The sequence below is a fragment of the Celeribacter neptunius genome, assembly GCF_900113955.1.
Classification (GTDB): domain Bacteria; phylum Pseudomonadota; class Alphaproteobacteria; order Rhodobacterales; family Rhodobacteraceae; genus Celeribacter; species Celeribacter neptunius.
Genome location: NZ_FORH01000003.1, coordinates 87,123 through 104,455 on the forward strand (window position 1 = coordinate 87,123; position 17,333 = coordinate 104,455).

At 61.6% G+C, this 17,333-nt stretch carries 15 protein-coding genes; 10 read left to right on the forward strand and 5 right to left on the reverse strand.

Translation table 11 applies throughout. From position 1 onward, the window contains the following. Positions 1-21: 21 nt before the first annotated feature. Positions 22-780, reverse strand: a complete 759-nt coding sequence (locus BM151_RS09205) for a sulfite exporter TauE/SafE family protein (protein WP_090060257.1) — start codon at positions 778-780, stop codon at positions 22-24. Between the two features lie 159 nt (positions 781-939). Here BM151_RS09205 and mdh point away from each other — a divergent pair, with 159 nt between their 5' ends. The 4 genes from mdh to BM151_RS09220 all read left to right on the forward strand — a co-directional run bounded on the left by mdh (position 940) and on the right by BM151_RS09220 (position 4,635). Next, positions 940-1,902 carry a malate dehydrogenase gene (mdh, locus tag BM151_RS09210; protein WP_090060258.1) on the forward strand — a complete coding sequence of 321 codons (963 nt, stop codon included), beginning with the start codon at positions 940-942 and terminating at the stop codon, positions 1,900-1,902. Positions 1,903-2,034: 132 nt separating this feature from the next. Further along, the gene (locus BM151_RS09215) at positions 2,035-2,835 is read left to right on the forward strand and encodes a hypothetical protein (RefSeq protein WP_090060260.1); all 801 of its coding nucleotides are present in this window, start codon (positions 2,035-2,037) and stop codon (positions 2,833-2,835) included. Next, positions 2,832-3,632 (forward strand): sulfotransferase family protein, encoded by an 801-nt coding sequence (locus BM151_RS21625; protein ID WP_177213082.1) that lies wholly within the window; start codon positions 2,832-2,834, stop codon positions 3,630-3,632. Before BM151_RS09215 ends, BM151_RS21625 begins: the two co-directional genes overlap by 4 nt. 1 nt (position 3,633) lies before the next feature. Further along, positions 3,634-4,635 (forward strand): glycosyltransferase family 2 protein, encoded by a 1,002-nt coding sequence (locus BM151_RS09220; RefSeq protein WP_177213083.1) that lies wholly within the window; start codon positions 3,634-3,636, stop codon positions 4,633-4,635. A gap of 77 nt (positions 4,636-4,712) precedes the next feature. Here BM151_RS09220 and BM151_RS09225 read toward each other — a convergent pair whose 3' ends face one another. Next, the gene (locus tag BM151_RS09225) at positions 4,713-5,369 is read right to left on the reverse strand and encodes an outer membrane protein (RefSeq protein ID WP_090060264.1); all 657 of its coding nucleotides are present in this window, start codon (positions 5,367-5,369) and stop codon (positions 4,713-4,715) included. A 427-nt stretch (positions 5,370-5,796) separates the two neighbouring features. On the opposite strand from BM151_RS09225, the gene sucC reads away from it, so the two are divergent. The 6 genes from sucC to lpdA all read left to right on the forward strand — a co-directional run bounded on the left by sucC (position 5,797) and on the right by lpdA (position 14,826). After that, positions 5,797-6,990: an ADP-forming succinate--CoA ligase subunit beta gene (gene sucC / locus BM151_RS09235; RefSeq protein ID WP_090060267.1), complete on the forward strand. Its 1,194-nt coding sequence runs from the start codon at positions 5,797-5,799 to the stop codon at positions 6,988-6,990. Positions 6,991-6,995: 5 nt separating this feature from the next. Then, complete coding sequence (gene sucD / locus BM151_RS09240; protein WP_090060269.1) at positions 6,996-7,883, forward strand: succinate--CoA ligase subunit alpha; 888 nt, start codon at positions 6,996-6,998, stop codon at positions 7,881-7,883. A gap of 128 nt (positions 7,884-8,011) precedes the next feature. Beyond that, positions 8,012-10,981 carry a 2-oxoglutarate dehydrogenase E1 component gene (locus BM151_RS09245; RefSeq protein ID WP_090060271.1) on the forward strand — a complete coding sequence of 990 codons (2,970 nt, stop codon included), beginning with the start codon at positions 8,012-8,014 and terminating at the stop codon, positions 10,979-10,981. Positions 10,982-10,985: 4 nt separating this feature from the next. Further along, complete coding sequence (gene odhB, locus BM151_RS09250; protein WP_090060273.1) at positions 10,986-12,488, forward strand: 2-oxoglutarate dehydrogenase complex dihydrolipoyllysine-residue succinyltransferase; 1,503 nt, start codon at positions 10,986-10,988, stop codon at positions 12,486-12,488. 443 nt (positions 12,489-12,931) lie between these two features. Further along, positions 12,932-13,327, forward strand: a complete 396-nt coding sequence (locus BM151_RS09260) for an MAPEG family protein (protein ID WP_090060277.1) — start codon at positions 12,932-12,934, stop codon at positions 13,325-13,327. Positions 13,328-13,431: 104 nt separating this feature from the next. Further along, complete coding sequence (lpdA, locus tag BM151_RS09265) at positions 13,432-14,826, forward strand: dihydrolipoyl dehydrogenase (protein WP_090060279.1); 1,395 nt, start codon at positions 13,432-13,434, stop codon at positions 14,824-14,826. 47 nt (positions 14,827-14,873) lie between these two features. Here lpdA and BM151_RS09270 read toward each other — a convergent pair whose 3' ends face one another. The 3 genes from BM151_RS09270 to BM151_RS09280 all read right to left on the reverse strand — a co-directional run bounded on the left by BM151_RS09270 (position 14,874) and on the right by BM151_RS09280 (position 17,182). After that, the gene (locus tag BM151_RS09270) at positions 14,874-15,344 is read right to left on the reverse strand and encodes an acyl-CoA thioesterase (protein WP_090060281.1); all 471 of its coding nucleotides are present in this window, start codon (positions 15,342-15,344) and stop codon (positions 14,874-14,876) included. Positions 15,345-15,742: 398 nt separating this feature from the next. Further along, positions 15,743-16,396: a GntR family transcriptional regulator gene (locus tag BM151_RS09275; protein ID WP_090060283.1), complete on the reverse strand. Its 654-nt coding sequence runs from the start codon at positions 16,394-16,396 to the stop codon at positions 15,743-15,745. Between the two features lie 96 nt (positions 16,397-16,492). Continuing rightward, positions 16,493-17,182 carry a M48 family metallopeptidase gene (locus tag BM151_RS09280; protein WP_090060745.1) on the reverse strand — a complete coding sequence of 230 codons (690 nt, stop codon included), beginning with the start codon at positions 17,180-17,182 and terminating at the stop codon, positions 16,493-16,495. Positions 17,183-17,333: the final 151 nt, after the last annotated feature.

A 17,333-nucleotide genomic window follows, 5' to 3' on the forward strand; every position in this document is an offset into this window, starting at 1 on the left:
GCGCGACACCACCGACCCGGCTCACCCCGCCAGCGCTTCCCAGATCAGCTTTGTGCCGGTGAGCACCAGAAACACATAGGCCAGGCCGAAAAACAGCCGTTCCGGCACTTTATGGTGCATCCATGCGCCGCACAGCACACCGACCACCGCCGCCGGGATCAGCGTCAGATCGGCGATCAACGTCTCTTTCGAGAAGATCCCGACAAAGCCATAGGGCACGACCTTCATCAGATTGACAGCCCAGAAGGTCAAAACCGACGAGGCCTGATAGGTAGTCTTGTCCATCCGCTTCGAGAGCATATAGACCGCGGCCGGCGGACCGCCCGCGTGGGAAATGAAGCTGGTGAACCCGGTGACAGCGCCCCAGAACAGGCCTGCGCCGGTGCCCAGTTCGGCTTTCGGCGGCTTGATCCAGCGCCGCGCTTTCGCCAATTGCCAGAGCACGAAACCGACGGCCACGATGCCGATCAACAGCTTGAAAACCGACGGATCGGCAATGCCGTAGAGCAGCGCCCCGATCACAATTCCGGGAATGGCACCCAGGATCAGCACCCCCGCAACATGCAGATCCCATTTGCGCCAGAACACTTTCACCGCCGTCACATCCATCACCATCAACAGCGGCAACATCAGCCCGACCGCCTGCCCCGGTGTGAGAATCAAGGCCAGAAAAGGCGTGGCGGCAAAGGCCGCAGCGGAGCCGAACCCACCTTTCGACATGCCGGCGAACAGCACCGCAGGGATCGCGAAAAGGTAGAAAGACAGGTCCAAAGTCATCATGAAAGCTTTCCGGAGGGAGACATATTTCCCAATGCATTAGAGGGTGGTTATCGCTAACGCGAGAGAAAACCTTGACGCGGCAGCGCAGCACAGACTTGCACGAATGATCTCAAAGGGCTACCCATGCGCCAATCTCACCAACTGATTGGAGACAGACCCATGGCCCGACCCAAGATTGCCCTTATCGGCTCTGGCAATATCGGCGGCACGCTTGCCCACCTCGCAGCTCTGAAAGAACTCGGCGACATCGTCCTGTTCGACATCGCTGAAGGCCTGCCGGAAGGCAAAGCTCTCGACATCGCTGAATCGGGCCCGTCCGAGGGTTTCGACGCCACCATGTCCGGCACCCAGTCCTATGAGGACATCGCCGGCGCCGACGTCTGCATCGTCACCGCCGGTGTGGCGCGCAAACCGGGCATGTCCCGCGACGACCTGCTGGGCATCAACCTCAAGGTCATGAAATCCGTCGGCGAAGGCATTGCCAAACACGCCCCCGACGCTTTCGTCATCTGCATCACCAACCCGCTCGACGCGATGGTCTGGGCACTGCAGAAATTCTCCGGCCTGCCGGCGAACAAGGTCTGCGGCATGGCTGGCGTGCTCGACTCGGCGCGTTTCCGTCACTTCCTCTCCGTCGAATTCGGTGTCTCGATGAAAGACGTCACCGCCTTCGTTCTCGGCGGTCACGGCGACACCATGGTGCCCTCCGCACGCTACTCCACCGTTGCCGGTATCCCGCTCCCCGACCTGATCGAGATGGGCTGGACCACGCAAGAGAAACTCGACGCCATCATTCAGCGCACCCGTGACGGCGGCGCCGAAATCGTCGGCCTGCTGAAAACCGGCTCCGCCTTCTATGCGCCGGCGACCTCCGCCATCGAGATGGCCGAAGCCTATCTGAAAGACCAGAAACGCGTCCTGCCCTGCGCCGCCTACTGCGACGGCGAGATCGGCGTCTCTGACATGTACGTGGGCGTGCCCACCGTGATCGGTGCCGGCGGCATCGAGCGTGTCATCGACATCAAACTCACCAAAGAAGAGCAGGTGATGTTCGACAAATCCGTCGACGCCGTGAAAGGCCTGATGGACGCCTGTAAGGGCATCGACGGCTCGCTGGCCTAAGTTGCTCTAAAACTGGACTGAATTTAGAAACCGCGCCGCAATCATGCGGCGCGGTTTTTCTTTGTCTGCGCTCCGCCATGGACGTATGGTGCCCCCGTAGTTTACTGAAATTGACCCGCGAAAGTTTCCCACATGCCGCAAGACGCCTCCCTTCCAACCGTTTCGTCTCTCTGGATCGGTGGCGATCTCGGCTGGCTCGAACACCTGTGCCTGACATCCTTCGTCGCTGCCGGTCAGCCCACCGTGCTCTACCACTATGCGCCCGTCGGCAATGTGCCGGACGGGGTCGAGATGCGAGATGCCCGCACCGTCTTCGAGATGCCCGAAAAGCTCGCGGCACAGACCGCCCCCTCCTATGTCGCGGATATGTTCCGCATTCATCTGATGCAACACACCGATGAGATCTGGATCGACACGGATATCGTCTGTCACGCCCCGCTCCGACCCGATGCCGAGGGCTTCCTCATCGGCTGGACGCCCTGGCATGCAGAGATCAACAATTGCATCCTCCGCCTGCCGCGCGGCTCCCAGACCCTTGCCGAACTCATGGAGTTTCTGTCCGACCTGTCACGCCTGCCGCCCTGGGTCCGTCCGAAGCTGCGCCAAAGGCTCGAACGCACCCCGCTCGAGGAGCGCCTGGTCGCGCGTTATCACACCCTGCGCACCATCATCGGCCCGAAAGCACTGACTCACCTTCTGAAAGAGACGGGCGAGGCCAGCCATGCGCAAGAGCCCGATGTCCTCTCGCCCGTGCCCTGGCAATATGTCGATGTCCTGTTCAACCCCCATGGCGGGTGGCAAGGATGGACCTCTGAAGAGACCCGCTCCATGCATCTCTGGTCGAATATGCTCAAACATCACAAGAAACAGACGCTCCAGCCCGGCAGCTACCTGGCGCAATGGGCGGAGAAACTCGATGTGCCCACCCCATGATCATCAGTCATAGCCACAAGTTCATCTTCATCAAAACGATGAAGACCGCGGGCACCAGTCTCGAGCTCGCCTTCGCCCAGGCTTGCGGGGCACAGGACATCGTGGCGCGTATCCGTCCGCCCGAACCCTCTCTCGAAGCGCGCGACGATATCCGCTTCGGCAATGCGCATTTCCGGCATCGCAAAACGGACGCTTCGCTGATCCTGCGGCAGCATTCGCCGCTCAGCCGCGCGGTACAGGCGCTTGGCCCGGGGATCGCCGACTACGCGATCGTGACGAGCGAGCGCAACCCTTGGCGCAAACTCGTCTCTTCCTTTTTCTGGAAGCTCAAGGACACGCCGGAGCAAATCCTCGGCGACGCCCCCCGCCCCGAGGACCCCGAAGCGCTTCAGGCCCTTTTTCGCCACTTCGTTCTCTCTCCGGTCCCCGACCCGAGCGACGCCTTTGACATGTATTCCCATGCCGGCATCGTCCTCGCCGATCATGTGATCCGCTTCGAACATCTGGCCGAGGATCTGGCCGAGACGGCACGGGCTCTCGATCTGCCTCCCGGCGTGCGCCTCCCTGAAAAACCTGCGAAAGGCGGCATTGCGCCGGCCGTTTCCCAATTGCACTTCGATGCGGAAATGGACGCCACCGTGCGCCGCCGTTTCGCCCGCGAGATCGTCTGGTTCGGATACGATGGTCCGGATGCCACCGGCGCCCCCTACCGGCCTCATTCCGCCATCGCACAATGGCGACAAGCGTTTGAAACGCGCTATGCTGAAAGCGGTTGGGTTCCGAAACGAAAGGGCTGACATGCGTCAGGCGCAGACACCGAGTTGGGCGGTTGCCGCCCTGGGCGATGAACCGCCGCAGCTCATTGCCGCCTTCGCCCGTCATCACCGGGCCATCGGCGCCTCGGAGGTCCATGTGTTCCTCGACCGCCCCAATCCCGCGCTCGAGGCGATGATCGGCGATCGCGACGGGATCTTTCTGACCACCTGCGATCAGAACTATTGGGACCGGGTCAACAACGGCCGCCGCCCGGAGCGCCACACGGGGCGGCAGAAATTCAACGCCACCCGGGTCTATCGCAACACGAAATGCGACTGGGTCCTGCATTGCGATGTCGATGAATTCATCCGAGATGGCGATGCCCTGACAGACGCGCTCTCGAAAGCGGACCGTGAAAAGGGTCTTGTGGTGCGCAATCTCGAACGGGTCTACCTGCCCGGCGCCACGGGCAGCTCGATCTTCGAGGGCGGGTTTCGCGCCCCGATCCTGTTCCAGGATGACGAGGCCGAGGCGCTCTATGGCCGGTTCGGCAAGTTTCTCGCCCATGGGCTGACCGGGCACCGGGCCGGCAAGACCATCGTACCCACGGGCCAGCCCTGGGAGATGGGCGTACATCACCCGAAGAGCCTGTCGGACGGCATCACCCCCGACCTGAAACGGATGAAGCAGAGGCTGTTGCTGCATTTCGACGGGCTGACCCCGCTGCATTACGCGATCAAGCTGTTGAAGAAGGCCTTCGAGGATTACTCCGGCCCGAAACGCAAGATCGGCCTCGAACGCGAGGCGCAATATCGCTTCACCCGCAACCACGCCGACCGCCCGTCAGAGGTGATGCGGCTGGTGATGGGGGTGCAATCGCTCAACGCCTCTCAGGCGGGGAAATTGCAGCTTCTGGACGCTCTGACCCCGGAAGGGTTCACCCCGCGCGATTGCGGGGATCTGGATCTCAGCCGCGCGGCCTTTGACGCGGCGCTGCGCGAACGCGATGCCGGGATTCTCGCCAAGGCCGGGTTGGAGATGTAAAAACCGGACCCTGAAGAGGCCCGGTTTCCACTGTCTTTCGCTGGTGTCTCTCACCGATGTCTCACGACAATCCGCGATCAGAATTTATAGCTCACACCGAAGTTCAGCGCATTGGTGATGATATCGGTTTCGAGATTGCCGCCGCCGTCGAGATCGACGTCGAGCTGGCTATAGGTCCCCTTGTACTCGGTGAACAGATCCCAACGATCGTTGAGCTCATAGCTTGCGCCCAGAACCAGCGCGATGGAGGGACCCGCCACCTGATATTCGATCGTGTCGGTGTTGGCCGTGACCACTTCGACATGCGGGATCACCACACCGGCAGAGATACTGGCATAAGGGGTAAGCTTGTTCCAGGCGCCGGGCCAGCGCCAGATCGGACCCACGGTCAGGTTGTTCAACCCGTCGGTGAACTCGAGCGTCGAAAAGCCGTTTGCCGCCTTGTCATCCTCGTCGGCATAGACCTTGGTGTGGTTGAAATCGGCAATCCAGCCGAAATTCTCGCGCACCCAATAGGTGCCGCGGATGCCGTAATAGGGCGGCATGGCAAAGCTCTTGCCTTTCCAGCCGGTGGTGAAATCGAACGTGTCGACACCGTCGGTCCCGTCGACGCCGCTGTGCGGCGCGGTCTGATAGCCGCCGTAGACGGACAGGCTGAAATCACCGGCGGAAGCCATGGCGGTCGAGGCCAGGAGCGCGATCCCGGCGCATGTCGCCTTTGCAAGATACTGCATGGGAAGTCCTCTTCGTAGAATCTCTTTCCTTTGCTTTATACCCGCAAACCCCGCTGCGCGAGATCACATTCGAAAAATTGACAATCGGTCACAGGACGTCCCCGACAGGCCACAGGGGGATGTTCCCGCGCAGCTCCGTTTTGCCTGACGGGACATCGGCCGCCACTCCAGTGGCATGCCTGTCGATGGCGGCCATGGTTTCCCCACCTCTTCTCTGGGGATTGCCGCAATCATTGCGCGCTTCCGAATCCTGCGCAGAATGCCTGAACGGGGCGATTCCCTTCATTTGTGATCACACAAAACTTTGCTGTGATCACAAAAAACAAAAACACGGGCCTTTTACCGCCGAAGGCGTAAAAACCATTTCTTATGCCTTTGATGCAATGGCATACACGGAGCCAATCGAACCAGGGAGAGGATATCTCTAATGAACATCCACGAGTATCAGGCCAAATGCCTTCTCAAGGAATACGGTGCGCCGGTCTCTGACGGCCGTGTCGTTCTCAACGCAGCCGACGCCAAGACCGCCGCGGGCGAGCTTGACGGCCCGCTTTGGGTGGTGAAAGCCCAGATCCACGCCGGTGGCCGCGGCAAAGGCTCCTTCAAGGAAGCCGCAGCCGGTGAAAAAGGCGGTGTGCGTCTTGCCAAGTCGGTCGAGGAAGCCGCCGAGGAAGCCAACCGCATGCTCGGCCACACGCTGGTCACGCACCAGACCGGCCCGGCCGGCAAACAGGTCAACCGCATCTATATCGAAGACGGCTCCGACATCGAGCGCGAGCTTTACCTCGCCCTGCTCGTCGACCGTCAGTCCTCCCGCGTGTCCATCGTGGCCTCCACCGAAGGCGGCATGGACATCGAGGAAGTCGCGGCGAACACGCCGGAGAAAATCCTCTCCTTCTCCATCGATCCGGCCACCGGGCTTCAGGGCTTCCACGGCCGCCGCGTCGCTTTCGCCTTGGGTCTCGAAGGCAAGCAGATCAAACAATGCGCCGCGTTGATCTCCAACCTCTACCGCCTGTTCATCGACAAGGACATGGAGATGCTGGAAATCAACCCGCTCATCGTCACCGATGCGGGCGATCTGAAATGTCTCGACTGTAAGGCCGGCTTCGACGGCAATGCGCTTTACCGCCACGCCGATATCGTCGGCCTGCGCGACGAGACGGAAGAAGACCCGAAAGAGCTGGCCGCTTCCCAGCACGACCTGAACTACATCGCTCTGGACGGTGAGATCGGTTGCATGGTGAACGGCGCGGGTCTGGCCATGGCCACCATGGATATCATCAAACTCTACGGCGCAGAACCGGCCAACTTCCTCGACGTGGGCGGCGGCGCAACCAAAGAGAAAGTGACCGAAGCCTTCAAGATCATCACCTCTGACGACAACGTCAAAGGCATCCTGGTGAACATCTTCGGCGGCATCATGCGCTGTGACATCATCGCCGAGGGCGTGATCGCCGCGGTGAAAGAGGTCGGCCTCAAGGTTCCGCTCGTTGTCCGTCTCGAAGGCACCAACGTGGAGCTCGGCAAAGAGATCATCAACAATTCCGGCCTCGATGTCATCGCTGCCGACGATCTCAAAGACGGCGCCCAGAAAATCGTTAAAGCAGTGAAGGGCTAACAGACATGGCAATTCTCGTTGATGAAAACACCAAAGTGATCTGTCAGGGCTTCACCGGCTCGCAGGGCACCTTCCACTCTGAACAAGCCATCGCATATGGCACCAAAATGGTCGGCGGCGTGACCCCGGGCAAAGGTGGCAATGAGCACCTCGGCCTGCCGGTCTTCAACTCCGTGCACGAAGCCAAGGCCAAGACCGAAGCCAACGCCTCCGTGATCTACGTGCCGCCGCCGTTTGCGGCCGACTCGATCCTCGAGGCGATCGACGCCGAAATGGAGCTGATCATCTGCATCACCGAGGGCATTCCGGTCCTGGACATGATGAAAGTGAAACGCGCCCTGATGGACAGCAATTCGCGCCTGATCGGCCCGAACTGCCCGGGTGTCATCACGCCCGACGCCTGCAAGATCGGCATCATGCCGGGTCACATCCACAAACGTGGCTCCGTCGGCGTCGTCTCCCGTTCCGGTACGCTGACCTATGAAGCCGTGAAACAGACCTCCGATCTGGGCCTCGGCCAGTCGACCGCTGTCGGCATCGGCGGCGACCCGATCAAAGGCACCGAGCATATCGATGTCCTCGACATGTTCCTCGACGATCCGGAAACCACCTCGATCATCATGATCGGTGAAATCGGCGGCTCCGCCGAAGAGGAAGCTGCTGAATTCCTCGCCGAGCAGAAGAAAAAAGGCCGCTGGAAGCCGACCGCTGGTTTCATCGCCGGTCGCACCGCCCCTCCGGGCCGCCGCATGGGCCACGCCGGCGCCATCGTCGCCGGTGGTAAAGGCGACGCCGAGTCGAAGATCGAAGCGATGAAATCCGCAGGCATCATCGTCGCCGACAGCCCGGCCACCCTCGGTGAAGCCGTGCAGGAAGCGATTGCGAAGGGCTAAGCCCGACGCTTGCGATCCTTGAAAATCCTCGCCTGCGCCCTTTCTCAAACGAGGGCGCAGGCGCACCCACAAAAGGCAATGCGATCCTGCCCTCGAAACGGAAACGCACCCCAGATAAGGTCAAACCGATGAACGACCAGAGCCCCAACGACATCTTCCATGCCTCCTCCTTCATGCAGGGGCATAACGCGGAATATCTCGAACAGGTTTACGCGCAATATGCTCAGGACCCCACCTCCGTGGACGCCTCCTGGGCCGAGTTCTTCCAATCCCTGGGCGATGCGGCAAATGATGTCACCGCCGAGGCGGCAGGACCTTCCTGGGCGCGTATGGACTGGCCGCCGGTGCCGAATGATGAGCTGACCCATGCCTTGGACGGCCAATGGGCCGAACCTCTGGCCGCCGAGAAGGCCGGCAAGAAAATTCAGGAGAAAGCCGCCGAAAAGGGCGTCGCCATCTCCGAGGACCAGATCAAGCGCGCCGTCCTGGATTCCGTGCGCGCGATCATGATCATCCGCGCCTACCGGATCCGCGGCCATCTGATCGCCGATCTCGACCCGCTCAAGATGATCGATGAGACACCGCATCCGGAGCTCGATCCGAAAAGCTACGGCTTCACCGAAGCCGATATGGATCGCCCGATCTTCATCGACAACGTTCTGGGCCTGCAACATGCCTCGATGCGCCAGATCATCGACGTGCTGCAGCGCACCTATTGCGGCACGTTTGCGCTGCAATACATGCATATTTCCGATCCGGAACAGGCCGGCTGGCTGAAAGAGCGGATCGAAGGCTTCGGCAAGGAAATCCAGTTCACCCGCGAAGGCCGCCGCGCCATTCTCAACAAGCTGGTTGAGGCCGAGGGCTTCGAGAAATTCCTGCATGTGAAATACATGGGCACCAAGCGCTTCGGCCTCGACGGCGGCGAAAGCCTCATCCCGGCGATGGAACAGATCATCAAGCGCGGCGGCAATCTCGGTGCGAAAGAGATCGTCATCGGCATGCCGCACCGCGGGCGCCTGTCCGTGCTCGCCAATGTGATGTCGAAACCCTACCGCGCGATTTTCAACGAATTCCAGGGTGGTTCTTTCAAACCCGAGGACGTGGACGGCTCCGGCGACGTGAAATATCACCTCGGCGCCTCCTCCGACCGTGAATTCGACGGCAACAAGGTGCACCTCTCGCTGACCGCGAACCCGTCGCACCTCGAGGCGGTGAACCCGGTTGTGCTCGGCAAGGCCCGCGCCAAGACCGACCAGAACAACGACCCGGAGCGCACTTCGGTCATTCCGGTGCTCTTGCATGGTGACGCGGCCTTCGCGGGCCAAGGCGTCGTGGCCGAATGTTTCGGTCTGTCGGGCCTGCGCGGTCACCGCACCGGCGGCACGATCCACATCGTGGTGAACAACCAGATCGGTTTCACCACCGCGCCGCATTTCTCGCGCTCGTCTCCGTATCCGACCGATATCGCCCTGATGGTGGAAGCCCCGATCTTCCACGTCAACGGCGACGATCCGGAAGCCGTGGTTCATGCCGCCAAGGTGGCCACCGAGTTCCGCCAGAAATTCCACAAGGACGTGGTGATCGACATCTTCTGCTACCGCCGCTTCGGTCACAACGAAGGCGACGAGCCGATGTTCACCAATCCGCAGATGTACACCAACATCAAGCGGCACAAGACCACGCTGCAACTCTATACCGAGCGTCTCGTGGCCGACGGTCTCATCCCCGAGGGCGAGATCGAGGACATGAAAGCGGCGTTCCAGTCGACGCTCAATGACGAGTTCGAAGCCGGCAAGACCTTCAAGCCGAACAAGGCCGACTGGCTCGACGGCCGCTGGTCGCACCTGAATGCCGAAGGCGAAGAGTACCAGCGCGGTCAGACCTCGATCTCCGAGGACACCATGGCCCAGATCGGACGCTCGCTCACCAGCTATCCGGAAGGGTTCAACATCCACAAGACCGTGGGTCGTCAGCTCGACGCCAAATCGAAAATGTTCGAAAGCGGCGAAGGCTTTGACTGGGCGACCGGCGAAGCGCTGGCCTTCGGCTCGCTTCTCACCGAGGGCTACCCGGTGCGTCTCGCGGGTCAGGACAGTACCCGCGGCACCTTCTCGCAGCGGCACTCCGGTCTGATCGATCAGAAATCCGAAGACCGCTACTATCCGCTCAACCACATCCGCGAGGGTCAGGCCAATTACGAGGTCATCGACTCGATGCTGTCGGAATATGCAGTGCTGGGTTTTGAATACGGCTACTCGCTGGCGGAACCGAATGCGCTCACGCTCTGGGAAGCCCAGTTTGGCGATTTCGCCAACGGCGCCCAGATCATGTTTGACCAGTTCATCTCCTCTGGTGAACGCAAATGGCTCCGCATGTCGGGTCTCGTCATGCTTCTGCCGCACGGGTTCGAAGGTCAGGGTCCGGAACACTCCTCCGCCCGTCTCGAGCGCTTCCTGCAAATGTCCGCCGAGGACAACTGGATCGTGGCCAACTGCACGACGCCGGCGAACTATTTCCACATCCTGCGTCGCCAGCTGCACCGCTCGTATCGCAAGCCGCTGGTGCTGATGACGCCGAAATCGCTTCTGCGTCACAAGCTCGCCACCTCCGTGGCCGCCGATTTCACCGATGGGTCGTCCTTCCACCGCGTCCTTTGGGACGATGCGGATCGCGACAACGGCACCGCCAAGTCGGAAATGAAGCTCAAGGCCGACAAGGACATCAAGCGCGTCGTGATCTGTTCCGGCAAGGTCTACTATGACCTGCTGGAAGCCCGCGACGCCGCCGGCAAGGACGACACCTATATCCTGCGTCTCGAACAGTTCTACCCGTTCCCGGCGCTCTCCATGGTGAAAGAGCTCGAACGCTTCAAAGGCGCAGAGATCGTCTGGTGTCAGGAAGAGCCCAAGAACCAGGGCGGCTGGAGTTTTGTCGAGCCGAATATCGAATGGGTGCTGACGCGTATCGGCGCCAAGCACACGCGCCCGGTCTATGCCGGTCGTGCCGCCTCCGCCTCGCCCGCCACGGGCCTGGCCTCTCAGCACAAAGCACAACAAACGGCGCTCGTGAACGATGCGCTCAATATCGAAGGGTAATCCAATGACCGTTGAAGTTCGCGTCCCCACCCTGGGCGAATCCGTGACCGAGGCCACCGTTGCAACCTGGTTCAAGAAACCGGGCGATGCGGTCGCCGTTGACGAAATGCTCTGTGAGCTCGAGACCGACAAAGTGACCGTCGAGGTGCCCTCCCCCGCCGCGGGCGTGATGGGGGACATCATCGCCGCCGAGGGCGAGACCGTCGGCGTCGACGCCCTGCTGGCAACGCTGAACGCTGGCGACGGCGCTCCGGCGGCTCCTGCCCCGAAAGCCGATGCAGCCCCCGCTGCGGCTCCGGCCGCCGCCGGTTCTGCCGCCACCGTCGATGTGATGGTGCCGACCCTTGGCGAATCCGTGACCGAGGCCACCGTCGCCACCTGGTTCAAAGCCGTGGGTGATACGGTCGAAGCCGACGAGATGCTCTGCGAACTCGAGACCGACAAGGTCTCCGTCGAGGTTCCGGCCCCCTCCGCAGGTGTGCTGAGCGCGATCATCGCCAATGAGGGCGACACGGTTGCCGCCGGTGGCAAACTGGCCGAGATGTCCTCGGGTGCCGGCGCTGTTGCCGCGGCCCCCGCTGCAACCCCGGCCCCGGCCGCCGCGGCACCCGCCGGTGGCAAGGACGTCGAGAATGCGCCCTCGGCCAACAAGCTGATGGCCGAGAAAGGCGTCACCCCGGCGTCTGTCACCGGCACCGGCAAGGACGGTCGCATCATGAAGGAAGACGTGCTGAACGCGCTGAACAAACCGGCGGCAGCCCCGGCCCCGGCCGCAGCCCCCGCTGCCCCGCGTCCGGCCGAAGACGCCGCCCGCGAAGAGCGCGTGAAAATGACCAAGCTGCGTCAGACCATCGCCCGTCGCCTCAAGGAATCGCAGAACACCGCCGCCATGCTCACCACCTATAACGAGGTGGACATGACCGAGGTGATGGCGCTGCGCAAAGAGTACAAAGACCTGTTCGAGAAGAAACACGGCGTCCGTCTGGGCTTCATGTCCTTCTTCACCAAGGCCTGTGTGCATGCGCTGAAAGAAGTCCCCGAGGTGAACGCCGAGATCGACGGCACCGATGTGGTCTACAAGAACTACGTCAACATGGGTGTTGCCGCTGGCACGCCGCAGGGTCTCGTGGTGCCGGTGATCAAGGATGCCGACAGCATGTCCTTCGCCGAGATCGAGAAAGCCATTTCTGAAAAGGGCAAACGCGCCCGTGACGGCAAGCTCTCCATGGCCGAGATGCAGGGCGGTACCTTCACCATCTCCAACGGTGGTGTCTATGGCTCGCTGATGTCCTCGCCGATCCTGAACCCCCCGCAGTCCGGTATCCTCGGCATGCACAAGATCCAGGACCGTCCGATGGCGATCAACGGTCAGGTGGTGATCCGCCCGATGATGTATCTGGCGCTCTCCTACGACCACCGTATCGTCGACGGCAAAGGCGCCGTGACCTTCCTCGTGCGCGTCAAAGAAGCGCTGGAAGACCCGCGTCGCCTGTTGATGGATCTGTAAGACCAAGTTGTATGCCTCGGGCAGATAGACTTTTGCCCGAGGCCATTTCCGAAGCCGCAATGGTACTTTGATGAGCTATAGCCCTGAACCAGATCCCCGCGAAGAGCTCCCGAAGCTCACGGCATTCGCAGATCGGGTGGCTGCGTTCTACAAGAACAAGCCCATCAAGTTTTGGGGATTATTGTGGCTGTTTTCCGCAATCTTTGTCGTCCTTGAACTCATAACCGACGGCCTGTCAGGCTTCACGACACCGCGAGAAAAAACTTTTCTGACATATGGCCTCATTGGCTGGAGTTATCCGCTCTTTCTGTTCGTGAGACGGAGATGAAAATGACCCCACTCCTCGCCTTCCCTGCACAAATCGCGCATCGCGCCCCGGACTTGATCCGGGGCCTCTCCGCCAGTTTCTCGGGACCCCGGATCAAGTCCGGGGCGGGTGCTGCATGACCCCGCTCCTCACCCTCCTCGCCCTCGCAGGCCTGTTGCACATCGCGCAATTCGTGGTGGCCTCTGTCATGGCGAATGTCGACCTCGGGCCGGGCTATACGACCTCGCCCCGCGACCGGGCACCAAGCCGCGAGATGCGCAAGACCACGGGCCGGATGCTGCGCGCCTATGACAATCACGTCCAGATGTTCCCCTTCTTCGCCGCCGGTGTGCTCCTGATCCATCTGACGGATCAGTCGAGTGCCGTGACGCTCGGCGCCGCTTGGGTCTATCTGATCGCAAGGGTGCTCTACGTGCCCGCCTATGCTTTCGGCTGGCAGCCGTGGCGGTCCTATATCTGGATGCTCGCCATGCTCTGCTGCGCCACCCTGTTCATCGCCGCGCTCGTCTGAGCGCATATTCGAAATGCCCGACGGATGTCCGACAGAAGTCCGACGCAAATCCGACACCGAAATCGACACTGAAAACGACCAGATCCAAGACCAAGGAGAAGACCATGGCATCCTATGACGTCATCATCATCGGCGCTGGCCCCGGCGGCTACGTCTCCGCCATCCGCTGCGCCCAACTGGGCCTCAAGACCGCCATTGTCGAGGGCCGCGAAACGCTCGGCGGCACCTGCCTCAACGTCGGCTGCATCCCCTCGAAAGCGCTTCTGAACGCGACGCACCATCTGCATGAGGCAGAGCACAATTTCGCCGCCATGGGGCTCAAGGGCAAATCGCCCTCCGTCGACTGGAAACAGATGAAAGCCTACAAGGATGACGTCGTCGGCCAGAACACCGGCGGTGTCGAATTCCTGATGAAAAAAAACAAGATCGACTGGCTCAAAGGCTGGGCCTCGATCCCCGCCGTCGGCAAGGTCAAGGTGGGCGAAGAGACCCACGACGCCAAAAATATCGTCGTCGCCTCCGGGTCCGTGCCGACCTCGTTGCCGGGTGTCGAAGTGGACAATGACGGCGGCATCGTCGTCGACAGCACCGGCGCGCTCGAACTGCCGAAAGTGCCGAAGAAACTCGTGGTCATCGGCGCCGGTGTGATCGGTCTCGAACTCGGCTCCGTCTATGCCCGCCTCGGCTCCGAAGTGACCGTGGTCGAGTTCATGGACTTCATCACCCCGGGCATGGATGCCGATGTCCAGCGCACCTTCAAGAAGCTGTTGGAAAAACAGGGCCTTAAATTCGTTCTCGGCGCCGCCGTGTCCGGTGTCGAAGCCTCGAAAACCAAGGCCAAGGTGAACTACAAGCTGAAGAAAGACGATTCGGAACACACGCTCGACGCCGATGCGGTTCTCGTCGCCACCGGTCGCAAACCCTTCACCGACGGGCTGGGTCTCGCCGAGCTGGGTGTCGCATTCACCCCGCGCGGTCAGATCCAAACCGACGCGCATTGGGCCACGAATGTGCCGGGCATCTACGCCATCGGTGACGCGATTGTCGGCCCGATGCTGGCGCATAAGGCCGAGGACGAGGGCATGGCCGTCGCCGAGGTTCTGGCCGGCAAACATGGTCATGTGAATTACGACGTGATCCCGGGCGTGGTCTACACCTCGCCGGAGGTGGCCACCGTCGGCAAGACCGAAGCCCAGCTCAAGGAAGAAGGCCGCAAATTCAAGATCGGCAAGTTCTCCTTCATGGGCAACGCCCGCGCCAAGGCCGTGTTCCAGGGCGACGGTTTCGTCAAGCTCATCGCCGATGCCGAGACCGATCGCCTCTTGGGCGCTGCGATCATCGGCCCGGGCGCCGGCGATCTGATCCACGAGATCTGTGTCGGCATGGAATTCGGCGCCTCGGCCCAGGACATCGCCCTGACCTGCCACGCCCACCCGACCTATTCGGAAGCCGTGCGCGAAGCCGCTCTGGCCTGTGGCGACGGCCCGATCCACGCTTGATCCTTTTGAAATCAAAAGAAAAGGCGCTCTTCGGAGCGCCTTTTTTGTTAGCCTTTTGCCGCCTCTTCCAGCCGTTTGGCGTGTTCGCGCCTGAGCTCCTTGCGCAGCTCGGCGGCGCGCCAGCGTTTCTTGTCCGCTTCCGTCTCCGGACTGAATTGCGGCACAGCGACGGTTTTGCCGTCATCATCCACGGCAACCATGGTGAAATAGCAGGAATTGGTGTGGCGCACGGTCTGAGTGCGGATGTTTTCCGCCTCGACCCGGATACCGATCTCCATCGAGCTGCGCCCGACATAGTTCACCGTCGCCCGGAAATGCACCAGCTCGCCCACGTGGATCGGCTGTTTGAACATCACCTGATCGACCGAGAGCGTCACCGCATATTGGCCGGAATAGCGCGAGGCGCAGGAAAACGCCACGAGATCCAAAAGTTTGAGCAGGGCGCCGCCATGCACCTTGCCGGAGAAATTCGCCATATCCGGCGTCATCAACTCGGTCATTTCCAGATAGCGTGCCATGTCCCACCCCTTTGCTTTTTCGCTCGCGTCAGAAGACTCTGCGGCGCGGCAAAGGTCAAGCACGCGGCTGACAACCTGGCCACATGTCTCACGCGGCCCCGCGGTTTTCCAAACGCCTCCTCCCGCATCTCATTCGAATGGCTGGTTTGCGGGCCTTGCTGCCATTCGTCATCTGGGCGCAAGCCGCACCTTGATGACGCGGGCGGTGGCGAGCCTGTCCGCTGAACCTCTCGATTTATCTCAACCAAATCCGAAAAAGTTCAACACGTTGCCTGAACCTGACAAAATCGCCGCCGCGCGGGACGCGTCAGCGATGTGCGGCGGCCTGCGGCCTTGATTCCGCGCAAAGGTGCTACATTCAAATGTCTTCCAAAAGCTCTCAGATCGCCCCTGAAATCTCAAACGGCCAGCATCCTGAGCCCCTGGGTCACATCGGAACGCACGGCAAGCCGCAACCCCGGCTCGTCCCCTGCCCTGAGAGCGGCGACGATCAGCCGATGATTATGCGGCACCTCGGTGCGGTTTAGCCGGCTGTAGAGCGCCCGCATGGTCGGTCCGAGCTGAAGCCAAACCGTCTCGGTCAAGGCCAGCATCGCCGGCGCCTGTGCCCGCAGATAGAGCGTGCGATGAAACTCCAGATTGGCGCGGATATAGCCGACATCGTCGTGTTTCGCGACCAGTTCGGCAATCGTGCCATTGATGGTCTGCAACCGTTCGATCAGCGCCATATGCGCCCGCGGCAAGGCCCGGGACGCCAGCTCCGGCTCGATCAGGGCGCGAATGGCGGCCAGCTCCTCGATCCGTTCGTTCGACAGCTCCGGCGTCGAGACCCGCCCCGAAGCCGACAGGTTCAGCCCGCCATCGGCCACCAGACGCCGCACCGCCTCGCGCGACGGCGTCATCGAGACATCGAACATCTTGCCGATGCCGCGCAGCGTCATCGCCTGCCCCGGCGGGAATTCCCCATGCATGATGCGGGTACGCAAGGCACGGTAGACCCTGTCATGGGCGGCGGAGGGGCTGTCGGACTGTCGAGGCGTCGGGGTGATCATGGGCGCAATGTGATCACAAATCGCACAAAGGTCAATCCGCCCCGGACGGCTCTTGCCTGCGCTCCCTCACACCTGCTGCGCCCAGCCGCACAGAGCTCACTCAAAGCGCCAGGCGTGCAGCGTTTCGCCCTCAGCATGCAACCACCGCCGGTGTCCGGCATGATCCGGACAGATCCGGGCGACATGGGCCCAGAAACGCTCCGAATGGTTCATCTCCAACCGATGCGCCACCTCATGCGCGGCGACATAATCCAGCACCGCTTCGGGGGCCATCATCAGCCGCCAGGAATACATGAGATTGCCTTCGGAGGTGCAGGAGCCCCAGCGCGAGCGCGGATCGCGCAGGCTCAGACGACCATAGGAGACACCCAGCGCCGCCGCATACCGGTCGGTGGCGGCACGCAGCCGCAGCCCGGCTTCGAGCTTGAGAAAGGCCTTGATACGGGCCGGCACGCGGTCCTCGGCGCCGGGCACCTCGAGACGCCCATCGCGCAGCACCGCACGGCGGCCCGTACCGGGGCAGATTTCCACCTCGCGACCCAAAACCGGGATCCGTGCACCGAATTCCGGATGCCGATCCTCGGGCCTGTTGCCGAGATGCTTGCGCACCCAGTCTTCCTTTTCCCGCAGAAAGGCCACGGCCTCGCGTTCCGGCAGACGTTTCGGCATCGACAGGGTCACCCGGCCATCGAGACGCGACACCCGCAGCGACAGCCGCCGGGCCCGCGCCGAGCGGCGCAGCGTGACCTGAACAGGCGGATCGCCGTCAAGATAAATATCGCTCATACGGTCCTCTTGGATCGAGCTGCCGCCGATCATCTGGCCTATCGGTTTGGCCGGTCTGCTTACCGGAAAATTTCCTCGCTGTTCTTTCCAATAGCGCGAGCAGATGCAACAGACCACCAAGTTTCCGCGATTTCCGGCAAAAGCCTTTGAC